Source organism: Escherichia albertii (assembly GCF_028622335.1).
Lineage (GTDB): Bacteria > Pseudomonadota > Gammaproteobacteria > Enterobacterales > Enterobacteriaceae > Escherichia > Escherichia albertii.
In genome coordinates, this window is record NZ_CP117568.1 from 18,348 (window position 1) to 34,599 (window position 16,252).

General features: G+C 50.0%; 14 protein-coding genes and 1 pseudogene. 12 read left to right on the forward strand and 3 right to left on the reverse strand.

Annotated elements, in window-relative coordinates; genetic code table 11:
* The first annotated feature begins 1 nt into the window (after window position 1).
* The 10 genes from PS053_RS00125 to ogrK all read left to right on the forward strand — a co-directional run bounded on the left by PS053_RS00125 (window position 2) and on the right by ogrK (window position 8,934).
* On the forward strand, window positions 2–529 hold the full coding sequence (locus PS053_RS00125) for a tail fiber assembly protein (RefSeq protein ID WP_105447190.1): 528 nt from the start codon (window positions 2–4) through the stop codon (window positions 527–529).
* A 290-nt stretch (window positions 530–819) separates the two neighbouring features.
* On the forward strand, window positions 820–2,046 hold the full coding sequence (locus PS053_RS00130; protein ID WP_112037622.1) for a Shedu immune nuclease family protein: 1,227 nt from the start codon (window positions 820–822) through the stop codon (window positions 2,044–2,046).
* 285 nt (window positions 2,047–2,331) lie between these two features.
* Window positions 2,332–3,522 carry a phage tail sheath protein gene (locus tag PS053_RS00135; protein WP_273774545.1) on the forward strand — a complete coding sequence of 397 codons (1,191 nt, stop codon included), beginning with the start codon at window positions 2,332–2,334 and terminating at the stop codon, window positions 3,520–3,522.
* Window positions 3,523–3,534: 12 nt separating this feature from the next.
* On the forward strand, window positions 3,535–4,053 hold the full coding sequence (locus PS053_RS00140; RefSeq protein WP_001251408.1) for a phage major tail tube protein: 519 nt from the start codon (window positions 3,535–3,537) through the stop codon (window positions 4,051–4,053).
* Window positions 4,054–4,109: 56 nt separating this feature from the next.
* Complete coding sequence (locus tag PS053_RS00145) at window positions 4,110–4,385, forward strand: phage tail assembly protein (protein ID WP_001031303.1); 276 nt, start codon at window positions 4,110–4,112, stop codon at window positions 4,383–4,385.
* Complete coding sequence (locus tag PS053_RS00150; protein WP_000143830.1) at window positions 4,382–4,537, forward strand: GpE family phage tail protein; 156 nt, start codon at window positions 4,382–4,384, stop codon at window positions 4,535–4,537. The genes PS053_RS00145 and PS053_RS00150 overlap by 4 nt, the downstream gene beginning before the upstream one ends.
* Window positions 4,530–6,977, forward strand: coding sequence for a phage tail tape measure protein (locus tag PS053_RS00155; RefSeq protein WP_273774546.1), 2,448 nt, complete (start codon window positions 4,530–4,532; stop codon window positions 6,975–6,977). The genes PS053_RS00150 and PS053_RS00155 overlap by 8 nt, the downstream gene beginning before the upstream one ends.
* Before the next feature lie 14 nt (window positions 6,978–6,991).
* Window positions 6,992–7,471, forward strand: a complete 480-nt coding sequence (locus PS053_RS00160; RefSeq protein ID WP_000978916.1) for a phage tail protein — start codon at window positions 6,992–6,994, stop codon at window positions 7,469–7,471.
* Window positions 7,471–8,634, forward strand: a complete 1,164-nt coding sequence (locus PS053_RS00165) for a phage late control D family protein (RefSeq protein ID WP_000882975.1) — start codon at window positions 7,471–7,473, stop codon at window positions 8,632–8,634. The genes PS053_RS00160 and PS053_RS00165 overlap by 1 nt, the downstream gene beginning before the upstream one ends.
* An 81-nt stretch (window positions 8,635–8,715) precedes the next feature.
* Entirely contained in the window at window positions 8,716–8,934 is a 219-nt protein-coding gene (gene ogrK, locus PS053_RS00170; protein WP_000468308.1) for a prophage transcriptional regulator OgrK, read from the forward strand.
* Window positions 8,935–9,252: 318 nt separating this feature from the next.
* On the opposite strand, the gene pflB is transcribed toward ogrK, so the two are convergent.
* From pflB to ycaO, 3 genes are all read right to left on the reverse strand, one after another.
* Complete coding sequence (gene pflB, locus PS053_RS00175; protein ID WP_001292823.1) at window positions 9,253–11,535, reverse strand: formate C-acetyltransferase; 2,283 nt, start codon at window positions 11,533–11,535, stop codon at window positions 9,253–9,255.
* Window positions 11,536–11,589: 54 nt separating this feature from the next.
* The gene (gene focA, locus PS053_RS00180; protein ID WP_000642550.1) at window positions 11,590–12,447 is read right to left on the reverse strand and encodes a formate transporter FocA; all 858 of its coding nucleotides are present in this window, start codon (window positions 12,445–12,447) and stop codon (window positions 11,590–11,592) included.
* Between the two features lie 404 nt (window positions 12,448–12,851).
* Window positions 12,852–14,612, reverse strand: coding sequence for a 30S ribosomal protein S12 methylthiotransferase accessory factor YcaO (gene ycaO / locus PS053_RS00185; protein ID WP_010329917.1), 1,761 nt, complete (start codon window positions 14,610–14,612; stop codon window positions 12,852–12,854).
* Window positions 14,613–14,759: 147 nt separating this feature from the next.
* On the opposite strand from ycaO, the pseudogene PS053_RS00190 reads away from it, so the two are divergent.
* Together PS053_RS00190 and serC are read left to right on the forward strand one after the other, a co-directional pair.
* Window positions 14,760–14,903, forward strand: a pseudogene (locus tag PS053_RS00190) (DUF421 domain-containing protein); the annotation flags it as partial.
* Between the two features lie 197 nt (window positions 14,904–15,100).
* Window positions 15,101–16,189: a 3-phosphoserine/phosphohydroxythreonine transaminase gene (gene serC, locus PS053_RS00195; RefSeq protein WP_000057156.1), complete on the forward strand. Its 1,089-nt coding sequence runs from the start codon at window positions 15,101–15,103 to the stop codon at window positions 16,187–16,189.
* Window positions 16,190–16,252 lie beyond the last annotated feature (63 nt).

The following is a 16,252-nucleotide window of genomic DNA, read 5'->3' on the forward strand; positions in this document are numbered from 1 at the left end:
TATGCAGCATTTAAAAAATATTACTGCGGGTAATCCAAAAACTGTTGCCCAATATCAACTGACAAAAAATTTTGATGTTATCTGGTTATGGTCCGAAGAGGGAAAAAACTGGTATGAGGAAGTAAGTAATTTTCAGGCAGACACGATAAAGATTGTTTACGACGAGAATAATATAATTGTCGGCATCACCAGAGATGCTTCAACGCTTAACCCTGAAGGTTTTAGCGTTGTCGAGGTTCCTGATATTACCGCCAACCGACGTGCTGATGACTCAGGTAAATGGATGTTTAAGGATGGTGCCGTGATTAAGCGGATTTATACGGCAGACGAACAGCAACAACAGGCCGAATCACAAAAGGCCGCGTTACTTTCCGAAGCTGAATCAGTTATCCAGCCGCTGGAACGCGCCGTCAGGCTGAATATGGCGACGGATGAGGAGCGCGCACGACTGGAGTCATGGGAACGCTACAGCGTTCTGGTCAGCCGTGTGGATCCTGCAAATCCTGAATGGCCGGAAATACCGCAATAAGTTGTATGAGCTCTGGTGTGAGCTTACATATCTATGGCACAGAGTAAAGACTAATCTGACAGTCCGCTCTGTGCCAAAAGCGGAACTTGCTTACATCGTGCTATGTTAGTTTGCTGGGAGCAGGTCATTATCTACGTGATTGCTATTTTATAACTTGGATAAAATGGGGGATGAACATAATATCGAGACAGTGATTGCAGAGTTAGTCATTATAGGCGGGCATCAGTTCATGCCGGATCTCTAATGCAATTATCAGGAAAATATGGGACGTTTTATCAATCAGAGGAAATATGTTACAGTTCAGCTTTGTATCAAATGACGTTGTTATGACTTACGACGGTGACAGCGGAGAACAAATAATTTGGGTTTGGGAGAGTTTAAATAAATTTCAAACAGTATGCATTTCACGAATTTTTAACTTTCAACTCCAGGACTTGAGAAACCCACCGTCAACCGTTCAGGATTTTAATGATTACGAATATTCCTTTAATTTTGGCACGCTTAATAATGAATACATAACAGTTCCGGGACGGATTCTAAGCATTAATCGAGATGTCCTTATACATAAGTCCATCAAGCTTGAAAGGAAAGTATTTGCGTCAGAACGCAACGTCTCCATTTTTGGTCGGCTTTCAAAACTACTCGATCACACTAATCCCATCATCATCGGAGGAGATAAGCCGGAAGCTATACCAAAAAGCGTATTCCAGGAGTTGCAAAGTAAATTCCCCAACACAGGGGAACTGGATCGCTATGCTAATGCAAGGGTTCACGCTATTCTCGCAGGTTATCTTGATGGTATGAAAGATGCTCGCGAACGGTATGAACATTACCTAAACAGAAAAACAGTGATCAGAAAAACCGACAAACTGGATTTAGAAGTTTTAAATAAGCTCGAAATTGAGAAATATACACTCATAAGAGACATTATCCAGGATGCATTGAATAACAAAACTAACTTGTCTGAAGATGACTGGCAGAGCCTGATGATACCCTTCATCACATTACTTTTTCCAAAATATATCAAGGTCCTCGAGAAGGTTAAAATTTTCGACTATTACTCTAATCCTTCGGCTAAAACAAATCGGTTTATAGACATTGCACTGGTGGATGCAAACGGCAACCTTGATATCATCGAAGTCAAAAAGCCGTTTGATGATAAGATCCTTCGCAAGACGCCCTATCGCGATAACTATATTCCTACATCAGAACTTAGCGGCGGTATTATGCAGGCTGAAAAGTATATTTTTCATTTATCTAAATGGGGTGTTAAGGGTGAAAAAGAGCTTACGAATGCCTACAAGAATTCTCTGCCAGCGGGAATGCGTATTCGTATATCTAACCCAAAAGCCATCATCATTGTCGGGCGCGATCAGATAGCGAACGGTAATATGACCGACGGTCAGTTGCTTGATTTTGAGATAATCAAACGTAAGTACGCCAACATGATAGACATATTGACGTACGACGACCTGTTGCGTCGACTTAATAATACGATTGAAGCATTGAAAGGTTGAATGCCCATGAGGTTCACACCCACAACGGGGAGCAGGTCACTTCCTCTTGTTTGATTGACATACCATAACGTCTGCTTTTGGCTCAAAGCAGACTGTCTGATTTGATAGCTTTTGGGCTATGTAAATTGTCAGTTGAAAAATGAGTGAGTACAAATCAGGACGGGCGGGCGAGTTGCCCGCCTTTTCTTTATCTGTTGTTTCATCCACTGACCAGCCAGGTCAAATAGCGTCTCATGTACTACCCAACGGAAAATAGTTGCACCCATTAACCACGGAGTTAAACGGATGAGTGACTATCATCACGGCGTGCAGGTGCTGGAGATTAACGAGGGCACCCGCGTCATTTCCACTGTATCCACGGCCATTGTCGGCATGGTCTGCACGGCCAGCGATGCGGATGCGGAAACCTTCCCCCTCAATAAACCTGTGCTGATTACCAATGTGCAGACCGCAATTGCAAAGGCCGGTAAAAAAGGCACGCTGGCGGCGTCGTTGCAGGCCATCGCTGACCAGTCAAAACCGGTCACCGTTGTTGTACGTGTGGAAGACGGCACCGGCGAAGACGAAGAAACGAAACTTGCGCAGACCGTTTCCAATATCATCGGCACCACCGACGAAAACGGTCAGTACACCGGACTGAAAGCCCTGCTGGCGGCGGAGTCGGTAACCGGTGTTAAACCGCGTATTCTCGGCGTACCGGGACTGGATACCAAAGAGGTGGCTGTTGCACTGGCATCAGTCTGTCAGAAGTTGCGCGCTTTCGGGTATATCAGCGCATGGGGCTGTAAAACCATTTCCGAGGTGAAAGCTTACCGCCAGAATTTCAGCCAGCGTGAGCTGATGGTCATCTGGCCGGATTTCCTCGCATGGGATACGGTCACCAGTACCACCGCCACCGCGTATGCCACCGCCCGTGCGCTGGGTCTGCGCGCTAAAATCGACCAGGAGCAGGGCTGGCATAAAACGCTGTCCAATGTCGGGGTGAACGGTGTTACCGGCATCAGCGCCTCTGTATTCTGGGATTTGCAGGAGTCCGGCACCGATGCTGACCTGCTTAACGAGTCAGGCGTTACTACGCTGATTCGCCGCGACGGTTTCCGCTTCTGGGGTAACCGTACCTGCTCTGATGACCCGCTGTTCCTCTTTGAAAACTACACCCGTACCGCGCAGGTGCTGGCCGACACGATGGCTGAGGCGCACATGTGGGCGGTGGACAAGCCCATCACCGCAACGCTGATTCGCGACATCGTTGACGGCATCAATGCCAAATTCCGTGAGCTGAAAACAAACGGCTATATCGTGGATGCGACCTGCTGGTTCAGCGAAGAATCCAACGATGCGGAAACCCTCAAGGCCGGAAAACTGTATATCGACTACGACTATACCCCGGTGCCTCCTCTTGAAAACCTGACCCTGCGCCAGCGTATTACCGATAAATACCTGGCAAATCTGGTCACCTCGGTTAACAGCAATTAAGGAGCCTGACCGATGGCAATGCCGCGCAAACTCAAGTTAATGAACGTCTTTCTGAACGGCTACAGCTATCAGGGCGTTGCAAAGTCCGTCACGCTGCCAAAACTGACCCGTAAACTCGAAAACTATCGCGGTGCGGGGATGAACGGAAGCGCACCGGTAGACCTCGGCCTTGATGACGATGCGCTGTCAATGGAGTGGTCGCTCGGGGGCTTCCCGGATTCGGTTATCTGGGAGCTTTACGCCGCAACCGGCGTGGATGCCGTACCGATTCGTTTTGCAGGCTCTTACCAGCGCGACGATACCGGCGAAACGGTGGCCGTTGAAGTGGTCATGCGTGGACGTCAGAAAGAAATCGACACCGGCGAGGGTAAACAGGGAGAAGACACCGAGTCGAAAATCTCCGTAGTCTGCACCTATTTCCGGCTGACGATGGACGGTAAGGAGCTGGTCGAAATCGACACCATCAACATGATTGAGAAGGTGAACGGCGTCGACCGGCTGGAGCAACACCGCCGCAATATCGGCCTGTGATTTTCATCCGGTCAGCCTGGCTGACCGGTTAACCCCGATTCAGAAGTGAGAAAACCATGAACAAAGAAAATGTGATTACCCTGGACAATCCGGTCAAGCGTGGTGAGCAGGTTATCGAACAGGTCACGCTGATGAAACCTAATGCCGGGACGCTGCGCGGTGTCAGTCTGGCTGCGGTCGCAAACTCCGAAGTCGATGCACTGATTAAGGTGCTGCCGCGCATGACGGCACCGATGCTGACCGAGCAGGAGGTCGCCGCGCTGGAACTGCCTGACCTTGTGGCGCTGGCCGGTAAGGTGGTCGGTTTTTTGTCGCCGAACTCGGTGCAGTGACGTTTCCGAAAAATCTGTCGGTCGATGACCTGATGGCAGATGTGGCAGTGATATTTCACTGGCCGCCATCAGAACTGTATCCCATGAGCCTGACCGAACTCATCACATGGCGCGAAAAGGCGCTCCGGCGAAGCGGAAACACGAATGAGTAACAATGTAAAATTACAGGTATTGCTCAGGGCTGTTGACCAGGCATCCCGCCCGTTTAAATCCATCCGCACAGCGAGCAAATCGCTGTCGGGGGATATCCGGGAAACACAAAAATCACTGCGCGAGCTGAACGGTCAGGCATCCCGTATTGAGGGATTTCGCAAGACCAGTGCACAGCTCGCCGTGACTGGTCATGCACTTGAAAAGGCGCGGCAGGAAGCCGAAGCCCTTGCCACACAGTTTAAAAATACCGAACGACCGACCCGTGCTCAGGCGAAAGTGCTGGAATCCGCAAAGCGTGCGGCGGAGGACTTACAGGCGAAATATAACCGCCTGACGGATTCCGTTAAACGCCAGCAGCGGGAACTGGCCGTTGTGGGAATTAATACCCGCAATCTTGCACATGATGAGCAGGGACTGAAAAACCGTATCAGTGAAACCACCGCACAGCTTAACCGTCAGCGTGACGCGCTGGCGCGTGTCAGTGCACAACAGGCAAAACTTAACGCAGTCAAACAGCGTTATCAGGCAGGAAAGGAACTGGCCGGAAATATGGCCTCAGTGGGCGCTGCCGGTGTGGGGATTGCTGCTGCGGGAACGATGGCCGGAGTTAAGCTGCTGATGCCCGGTTATGAGTTTGCGCAGAAAAACTCAGAATTACAGGCTGTGCTCGGAGTGGCAAAAGACTCCACCGAAATGGCCGCATTACGCAAACAGGCGCGCCAGCTCGGCGACAATACCGCAGCCTCGGCAGATGATGCAGCCGGTGCGCAGATTATCATTGCGAAAGCCGGTGGGGATGTTGATGCCATTCAGGCGGCAACGCCGGTTACACTGAATATGGCGCTGGCGAACCGCCGCACGATGGAAGAAAACGCCGCCCTGCTGATGGGGATGAAATCTGCCTTTCAGCTTTCAAACGATAAGGTCGCTCATATCGGGGATGTTCTCTCCATGACGATGAACAAAACCGCCGCCGATTTTGACGGCATGAGCGATGCGCTGACCTATGCCGCACCTGTGGCAAAAAATGCCGGTGTCAGCATTGAAGAAACCGCCGCAATGGTCGGGGCGCTGCATGATGCAAAAATCACAGGCTCAATGGCGGGGACGGGAAGCCGTGCCGTGTTAAGCCGCCTGCAGGCACCGACAGGAAAAGCATGGGATGCACTCAAAGAGCTTGGTGTGAAAACCTCAGACAGTAAGGGAAACACCCGACCAGTATTTACCATTCTGAAAGAAATGCAGGCCAGTTTTGAGAAAAACCGGCTCGGTACTGCCCAGCAGGCTGAATACATGAAAACCATTTTCGGGGAGGAGGCCAGTTCAGCCGCCGCCGTGCTGATGACTGCCGCCTCAACCGGAAAGCTGGACAAACTGACCGCTGCGTTTAAAGCCTCAGACGGGAAAACTGCAGAGCTGGTAAATATCATGCAGGACAATCTCGGCGGTGACTTTAAGGAGTTTCAGTCTGCTTATGAGGCAGTGGGGACTGACCTGTTTGACCAGCAGGAAGGCGCACTGCGTAAGCTCACTCAGACGGCCACAAAGTATGTGTTAAAACTCGACGGCTGGATCCAGAAAAACAAATCACTGGCGTCAACCATCGGCCTCATTGTCGGTGGCGCGCTGGCGCTTATTGGCATCATCGGTGCCATTGGTCTTGTAGCCTGGCCGGTTATCACCGGCATCAATTCCATTATCGCGGCAGCAGGCGCAATGGGGGCAATCTTCACGACGGTTAGCAGTGCTGTTATGACGGCCATCGGGGCGATTAGCTGGCCGGTTGTGGCCGTGGTGGCCGCCATTGTCGCCGGGGCGTTGCTTATCCGTAAATACTGGGAGCCTGTCAGCGCATTCTTTGGCGGTGTGGTTGAAGGGCTGAAAGCGGCATTTGCGCCGGTGGGGGAACTGTTCACGCCACTTAAGCCGGTGTTTGACTGGCTGGGCGAAAAGTTACAGGCCGCGTGGCAGTGGTTTAAAAACCTGATTGCCCCGGTTAAAGCCACCCGGGACACCCTGAACCGTTGCCGTGACACGGGCGTCATGTTCGGGCAGGCACTGGCTGACGCGCTGATGCTGCCGCTTAATGCGTTCAACAAACTGCGCAGTGGTATTGACTGGGTACTGGAAAAACTCGGTGTTATCAACAAAGAGTCAGACACACTTGACCAGACCGCCGCCAGAACTCAAGCCGCCACGTATGGCAGCGGTGGTTATATTCCGGCGACCAGCTCTTATGCAAGCTATCAGGCTTATCAGCCGGTCACGGCACCGGCTGGCCGCTCTTATGTAGACCAGAGTAAAAACGAATATCACATCAGCCTGACGGGTGGTACTGCGCCGGGGACACAGCTCGACCGCCAGTTACAGGATGCGCTCGAAAAATACGAGCGGGATAAGCGTGCGCGCGCCCGTGCCAGCATGATGCATGACGGTTAAGGAGGTGACGAAAAATGATGCTCGCGTTAGGTATGTTTGTTTTTATGCGCCAGACGCTGCCACACCAGACCATGCAGCGTGAATCAGATTATCGCTGGCCGTCAAATTCCCGTATCGGTAAACGGGATGCCTACCAGTTTCTCGGTGTTGGTGAGGAAAACATGACGCTTGCCGGTGTGCTTTATCCCGAACTTACCGGCGGCAAGCTGACGATGACCACGCTCAGACTGATGGCAGAGGAAGGCCGGGCGTGGCCGTTGCTGGATGGTACCGGCATGATTTACGGCATGTATGTCATCAGCAGGGTGAGTGAAACAGGGAGTATTTTCTTTGCAGACGGCACACCCCGGAAAATTGATTTTACGCTGTCGCTCACCCGCGTTGATGAATCACTGGCCGCGCTTTATGGCGATATCGGTAAACAGGCGGAATCGCTCATCGGTAAGGCTGGCAGTATGGCGACCAGATTCACGGGTATGACGGGGGCGGGATAATGCTGGATGCGCTGACATTTGATGCAGGCAGTACGCTGACGCCGGATTACATGCTGATGCTCGACAGCAGGGATATTACCGGCAATATCAGCGACCGTCTGATGAGTATGACCCTGACGGATAACCGGGGCTTTGAGGCTGACCAGCTTGATATTGAACTGAACGATGCCGACGGGCAGGTCGGGCTGCCGGTTCGTGGCGCTGTCCTGACGGTGTATATCGGCTGGAAAGGTTTTGCCCTGGTATGCAAAGGGAAATTTACCGTTGATGAGGTTGAACACCGGGGCGCGCCGGATGTGGTCACCATCCGCGCCCGGAGTGCAGATTTCCGCGGGACGCTCAATTCCCGCCGGGAAGGCTCATGGCATGACACCACGCTCGGTGCGATTGTTGAGGCGATAGCCTCCCGTAACAGGCTGGAAGCCAGTGTCGCTCCGTCACTGGCCGGAATTAAAATCCCGCACATCGACCAGTCGCAGGAGTCTGATGCGAAATTCCTGACCCGTCTTGCAGAACGCAACGGCGGTGAGGTCTCGGTAAAAATGGGAAAACTGTTGTTTCTCAAAGCGGGGCAGGGGGTGACGGCCAGCGGTAAAAAAATCCCGCAGGTCACCATAACCCGCAGCGACGGCGACCGCCATCATTTTGCGATTGCTGACCGTGGAGCCTATACCGGTGTAACGGCAAAGTGGTTACACACCAAAGACCCGAAGCCGCAAAAGCAGAAGGTAAAACTGAAACGCAAAAAGAAAGAGAAACACCTGCGCGCACTGGAGCACCCGAAAGCGAAACCAGTCACGCAGAAGAAAGCGCCAAAAGTACCGGAAGCGCGCGAAGGTGAATACATGGCTGGTGAGGCTGACAACGTTTTTGCCCTGACCACGGTATATGCCACGAAAGCGCAGGCCATGCGCGCCGCTCAGGCGAAGTGGGATAAGCTGCAACGGGGCGTTGCGGAGTTCTCCATCAGTCTGGCTACTGGTCGGGCAGATATTTACACGGAAACGCCGGTCAAAGTATCAGGCTTTAAGCGCGTCATAGACGAGCAGGACTGGACAATCACTAAGGTGACACATTTTCTGAATAATAGCGGCTTCACGACGTCCTTGGAGCTTGAGGTCAGGCTTTCTGATGTGGAGTACGAAACAGAAGATGATGAGTGATGTTTTTATTTTATCTGTTTGTTTTATAAGGATAAATTAACTAAAATGGCACCATCAACAAAACCGGAAGAGGTGCTCGCGATGTTTCATTGTCCTTTATGCCAGCATGCCGCACATGCGCGTACAAGTCGCTATATCACTGACACGACAAAAGAGCGTTATCACCAGTGTCAGAACGTGAATTGCAGCGCCACGTTCATCACTTATGAGTCGGTACAGCGATACATCGTGAAGCCGGGAGAAGTCCACGCCGTAAGGCCGCACCCGTTGCCGTCAGGGCAGCAAATTATGTGGATGTAATTACAAACAGGAAGCCCCTCAGTCGAGGGGCTTTTTTGTCGATGTGGTCAATGTGTGGACGTGACCAGAAATAAATCCTTTTATTTCATATGATTAGATATCAAAAAATGTCACCAATAACTGACATTGCGGTGTTTCTCCAGATGTGGCCCATCTGAGGCCGTGTTGATGCGCAGCTCGCAGGCTGCGTCGAGTCTGTTTTGGCAGTCACCTTAAAGTATAGATAGCTGACAAAAAAGGCTCTGTTGTTAAAAAAGGCCCCACTTTCGTGGAGCCTTTATTGTACGCTTTTTACTGTACGATTTCAGTCAAATCTAATTACATAGACTGAGTGAAGGTACGAGTAATAACGTCCTGCTGCTGTTCTTTAGTCAGCGAGTTGAAACGTACTGCGTAGCCAGATACACGGATGGTCAGCTGCGGATATTTTTCCGGGTTTTCCATCGCATCGAGCAGCATTTCACGGTTCATTACGTTCACGTTCAGGTGCTGACCACCTTCGATGGACGCTTCGTGGTGGAAGTAACCATCCATCAGACCTGCCAGGTTGGTCTTACGAACTTCGTCGTCTTTACCCAGTGCGTTTGGAACGATAGAGAAGGTGTAAGAGATACCATCTTTAGCGTAAGCAAACGGCAGTTTAGCAACGGAAGTCAGAGAAGCTACAGCACCTTTCTGGTCACGACCGTGCATCGGGTTAGCGCCCGGTCCGAACGGCGCGCCAGCGCGACGACCGTCTGGGGTGTTACCCGTTTTCTTACCATACACAACGTTAGAAGTGATGGTCAGAACAGACTGAGTCGGGATAGCGTCACGGTAGGTGTGCAGTTTCTGAATTTTCTTCATGAAACGTTCTACCAGATCAACAGCCAGATCATCTACACGAGGATCGTTGTTACCAAACTGCGGATATTCGCCTTCGATTTCGAAGTCGATAGCCAGACCGTCTTCGTCACGAATCGGTTTAACTTTCGCATATTTGATTGCAGACAGGGAGTCAGCAGCAACGGACAGACCAGCGATACCACACGCCATGGTACGGATAACGTCACGGTCGTGCAGCGCCATCAGAGAGGCTTCGTAGCTGTACTTGTCGTGCATGTAGTGGATGATGTTCAGTGCAGTGATGTACTGTTTAGCCAGCCAGTCCATGAAGTGATCCATGCGCTCCATCACTTCATCGTAGTTCAGAACGTCGCCTTTGATCGGTTCAGATTTCGGACCAACCTGCATTTTCAGTTTTTCGTCAACGCCGCCGTTGATTGCGTACAGCATGGTTTTCGCCAGGTTTGCACGCGCACCGAAGAACTGCATTTGTTTACCAACGATCATCGGGCTTACGCAGCAAGCGATAGCGTAGTCATCGTTGTTGAAGTCCGGACGCATCAGGTCATCGTTCTCATACTGCAGAGAAGAGGTATCGATGGACACTTTAGCAGCGAATTTCTTGAAGTTCAGCGGCAGTTTTTCAGACCACAGAATGGTCATGTTCGGTTCCGGAGACGGACCCATTGTGTACAGGGTGTTCAGGAAACGGAAGCTGTTTTTGGTAACCAGCGTACGGCCGTCGAGGCCCATACCACCGATAGATTCGGTTGCCCAGATCGGGTCGCCAGAGAACAGTTCATCGTACTCAGGAGTACGCAGGAAGCGAACCATACGCAGTTTCATGACCAGGTGGTCAACCATTTCCTGCGCTTCTTGTTCGGTGATCTTACCTGCTTTCAGATCACGTTCGATGTACACATCCAGGAAGGTGGAGGTACGACCGAAGGACATTGCAGCACCGTTCTGAGACTTAACAGCAGCCAGATAGCCGAAGTAAGTCCACTGGATAGCTTCCTGAGCGTTGGTAGCCGGACCAGAGATGTCATAGCCGTATTTAGCAGCCATTTCTTTCATCTGACCCAGAGCGCGATGCTGTTCAGCGATTTCTTCGCGCAGACGGATGGTCTGTTCCAGGTTTACGCCGTTTTCCAGATCGGTCTGCAGAGAGGTAAACTGTGCCAGTTTATCTTTCATCAGGTAGTCGATACCGTACAGTGCAACGCGACGGTAGTCACCGATGATACGACCACGACCATAAGCATCTGGCAGACCAGTCAGAACACCGGATTTACGGCAACGCAGGATGTCTGGAGTATAAACGTCGAACACACCCTGGTTATGGGTTTTACGGTATTCAGTGAAGATTTTTTTGATCATCGGATCCAGTTCGCGGTTGTACGCTTTGCAGGAACCTTCGATCATTTTGATACCACCGAACGGGATAAGAGCACGTTTCAGCGGAGCTTCAGTCTGCAGACCAACGATTTTCTCAAGCTGTTTGTTGATATAGCCAGCGTCGTGAGAAGTGATGGTGGAAGCAACAGCGGTGTCAAAGTCAACTGGCGCGTGAGTGCGGTTTTCCAGTTTAACGCCTTCCATTACTTTGTCCCACAGGGTAGTGGTCGCTTCAGTAGCGCCAGCCAGGAAGGACTCGTCACCCTCGTACGGAGTGTAGTTTTTCTGAATGAAGTCACGGACGTTTACTTCATTCTGCCAGTCACCCTTGGTAAAACCTTCCCAGGCTGTGGCTAACTTTTCATTAAGCTCGGACATGTAACACCTACCTTCTTAAGTGGATTTTTTATTTACTGCGTACTTCGACACCGATTAATGGTGATCGTTTTCACGCAGGTAAATGACCCAGTATGTCAACCCAACCAACAAACCACCGCCGATAATATTACCGATCGTAACCGGAATCAGGTTATCAGTGATGAAATTCATCACGGTCAGGTGAGAAAAATTTTCCGGTGCTGAACCGACAGCGGTCCAGAATTCCGGCGTAGCGAAGTCGCGGATTACAATACCCATAGGGATCATAAACATGTTTGCGATACTGTGCTCAAAACCGCTGGCAACAAACATCGCGACCGGCAGCACCATGATAAACGCTTTGTCCATCAGGCTGCGACCAGAATAGCTCATCCATACTGCCAGACACACCATCAGGTTAGCCAGGATACCGAGGCAAACGGCCTCAATAAAAGTATGGTGCACTTTGTGGTCGGCGGTTTGTAGGACATTCAGCCCCCACTGACCGTTGGCGGTCATATACTCGCCGGAAAGCCACATTAAAAGTACAAACAACAACGCGCCGACAAGGTTGCCAAAATAGACATTCAGCCAGTTTTTCGCCAACTGGCCCCAGGTGATGCGCCCGCTCGCCTTGGCAACAACGATCAATACCGTGGAAGTAAAGAGATCGGCGCCGCAGACAACACAAAGAATCAGTCCCAGAGAGAAGCAAATGCCGCCAACCAGTTTTGCCATGCCGAAGGGCATTGTACCTGTGCCAGTAGTTGCTGTGATATAGAAGACGAATGCGATTGAGATGAAAACACCGGCAGTTATCGCCAGATAGAAAGTCTTAAGCGGATGTTTCGTTGCTTTATAGACACCCGCTTCTTCGGCCACTTTGGCCATTGCTGCAGGAAGTAAAAGATCAAAAGGGTTGTCAGCTTTCACACTAACTCTCTCTTTATTAAGTCGGCGACGAGATACTAACAAAGCATTATAGATGAGAATTTGATATAGATCATATCTCGCCTGGCTTATAGGCCCGTAACTCGCATGGTTTTTATGCAAATACGGAGTAAATATTTGATTATCCAAATAAAAATAAATTTTAAAAATTAACAAATGAGTTGAATTTTTTCCGTATCCTCCACCAAAACAGTTAATTAAAAGGGAGCATCAGGCAAATAAAGCAACAATATCGATCGTATTTATTAAATACAAATTACCGACATTTAACTTTATAATTACAATTATTTTGTTAATGCAAATATAGGTAAAGCGGGGCATTAAAAAACGCCCCGTAATATAACCCAGAGTAATGATTAAGCCTACATTGCGTAGGTTATTTGATTTTATTTTGCCCAGAACGCTGCTTTGGCGCGCTGTAACTTTTCGTAGGCTTTCAACAGCGATTGATGGGATGCGAAGGCTTGCAGGTCGCTGTCTACAGGTTGCAGACCATAAAACGCCGCGTCGCCGCTTATTGCCGCATTGGCGGCTTCTACCGCGCCTGCGCCGTACATACGGATAAAGGCGTTCAGATATTGCAGCGGCTGGCGATCTTCTTCCTGCGCGAGTAATAACAATGTTTGCAGGCAGCGATAATAGTTGGCGCGTTCTGCGCTAAACACCGAAGCATTAAATTCCATCGTCCATTCGGTCCAGACCAGAGCCTGTTCCAGATCGCCACCAGCCAGCGCCAGCATCGCTTTTAGCTCACCGATACGAAGGGTGTACCAGCCATTATCTGGTCCCGTCGCCAGACCCAGCAGTTCACGTACACGGGTAAAGTCATCAAAACCTTCTTCATCCAGTTGCTCGATGAGGTTCAGATAATCTTCTTTTTCCCACTGACTGCCTGGCAGTGACAAAATGGTTTCGCGCAGATGGCTACCCATGCTGTTGTTGGCGAGCCATAAGTCTTCTGCCGGATAAATGTCAGACATGCCAGGGACAATAATGCGGCAAGCATAAACGCCCAGATGTTCATAATCGGCAATATAAACTTCTTTATCTTCTCTATTGAAGATAGCCATCAGTGTGGCGAACTCCTCTTCGGTAGTGCCGGAAAAATTCCAGTCTACAAAGGGATAATCTGCCTCTTGCTTGAACAAATCCCAGGAAATCAAACCGCTGGAATCGATAAAGTGGGTTTCGAGGTTGGTATGTTCTGCAACTTCTTCATCATCGAAGGTCGGAGGGGTAAAGACATCCAGATCTTTCAGACTACGGCCCTGCAGTAATTCGGTTACTGTGCGTTCCAGCGCAACGCCAAAATCAGGATGCGCGCCGAAGGATGCAAAGCAGGTACCGTTAGTCGGATTGAACAGTACTACGCAAATCACCGGATACTGACCACCAAGCGAACCGTCATAAGCGAAGATAGGGAAACCTTCCGCTTCCAGTGTTTCGATGGCTTCAACTACCGCTGGATAGCGTGCCAGCACTTCGCTCGGGATCTCCGGCAGGCTGATGCTTTCAGCAATGATGCGGTTTTTTACATAACGTTCGAAAACTTCGGATAACCCCTGAACACGCGCTTCGTTGCGGGTATTACCAGCAGACATACCATTAGAAACATACAGGTTGCCAATGATGTTCATCGGAATATAGACGGTTTGATTATCCGACTGGCGGGTGAATGGCAGGCCGCAAATGCCGCGCTCTTCGTTACCGGATTGCAGATCAATCAACATACTGCCAGTCAGTTCATTTTCCGGGTCATAAAACGCACGCAGACGATCATCGAGCAGGCCTTCTGGCACGTCGTCACTTTCGGTTAGAGGAAACCATTTTTCGTTGGGATAATGCACAAACGGGCTGTTGGCGATGGTCTCGCCCAACCAGAAATCAGCAAAAAAGTAGTTAGTGGAAAGACGCTCGAAATATTCACCAAGAGCAGAAGCCAGCGCTGCTTTTTTAGTCGCACCTTTACCGTTGGTAAAACATAATGCGCACTCTTTGTCGCGAATATGCACAGACCAGACGTTAGGCACCGGATTCAGCCAGGAAGCCTCTTCAATTTGAAAGCCGAGGTCGGAGAGTTTTTGCTGGAAGCGAGCGATGGAGTCTTCCAGTGCGGCATCTTTGCCGGGGATAAATGTTTGCGTCATGAAAATCACTTTAGTCGTACGGAAAGCGCGCAATAATACGGGTTTTATCGCAAAGGTGCCATCATTGCCGCCATACAGACTGGCTGTTGGTTATATGCTTTTAGCGGATAATCCATGATAAACGCATAAGAATGAAGGTATTCATAATATAAAGCCATGCCGGGAGCCGATGGCTATGACCACATTCAGTGTAGCGAAATCATTCACATGAATGCGGGTGAAAAACAATTATGTCCACATTGTGTAAATCCAGTATTGACGAAGGTAAGTTGGATAAAACGGATGGCCTGACAGCAAAAATATCGGTTTTTGGGTAATAATCCGAGAGATTCTGTTGTGTGACGCGTGCCACATTTTTGCCCTCAACGGTTTTACCCATTGCGGCGCGTGCCACTGAATGATAAAACCGATATCCACAGGAATAATGTATTGCCCGGGTCGCAATCGATTGACTGTGGGTTAATAGCAACGCAACGTGGTGAGGGGAAATGGCTCAAATCTTCAATTTTAGTTCTGGTCCGGCAATGCTACCGGCAGAAGTGCTTAAACAGGCTCAACAGGAACTGCGCGACTGGAATGGTCTGGGTACATCGGTGATGGAAGTGAGCCACCGTGGCAAAGAGTTCATTCAGGTTGCAGAGGAAGCCGAGAAGGATTTTCGCGATCTTCTTAACGTCCCCTCCAACTACAAAGTATTGTTCTGCCACGGCGGCGGCCGCGGTCAGTTTGCTGCTGTACCGTTGAATATTCTTGGTGATAAAACTACCGCAGATTATGTTGATGCCGGTTACTGGGCGGCCAGTGCCATTAAAGAAGCCAAAAAATACTGCACGCCAAATGTCTTTGACGCTAAAGTGACCGTTGACGGTCTTCGCGCGGTTAAACCAATGCGTGAATGGCGACTCTCTGATAATGCTGCTTATATGCATTATTGCCCGAATGAAACCATCGACGGTATCGCCATTGATGAAACGCCAGACTTCGGCAAAGATGTCGTGGTTGCTGCCGACTTCTCTTCAACGATTCTTTCGCGTCCTATAGATGTCAGTCGTTATGGAGTAATTTATGCGGGTGCGCAGAAAAATATCGGTCCGGCTGGTCTGACAATCGTCATTGTTCGCGAAGACTTGTTGGGTAAAGCAAATATCGCTTGTCCATCGATTCTGGATTATTCCATTCTCAACGATAACGACTCCATGTTTAACACGCCGCCGACCTTTGCCTGGTACTTATCTGGCCTGGTCTTCAAATGGCTGAAGGCGAACGGCGGTGTGGCAGCGATGGATAAAATCAATCAGCAAAAAGCCGAACTGCTGTACGGTGTGATTGATAACAGCGATTTCTATCGTAATGATGTGGCGAAAGCTAACCGTTCGCGGATGAACGTCCCATTCCAGTTAGCAGATAGTGCTCTGGATAAACTGTTCCTCGAAGAGTCTTTCGCCGCGGGCCTTCATGCGCTGAAAGGTCACCGTGTGGTCGGTGGAATGCGTGCTTCTATTTATAACGCCATGCCGCTGGAAGGCGTTAAAGCGCTGACAGATTTCATGGTTGAATTCGAACGTCGTCACGGCTAATGCCGAAATTTTGCTTAATCCCCACAGCCAAACTGTGGGGTTTTTATTTCTGTTGTAGAGAGT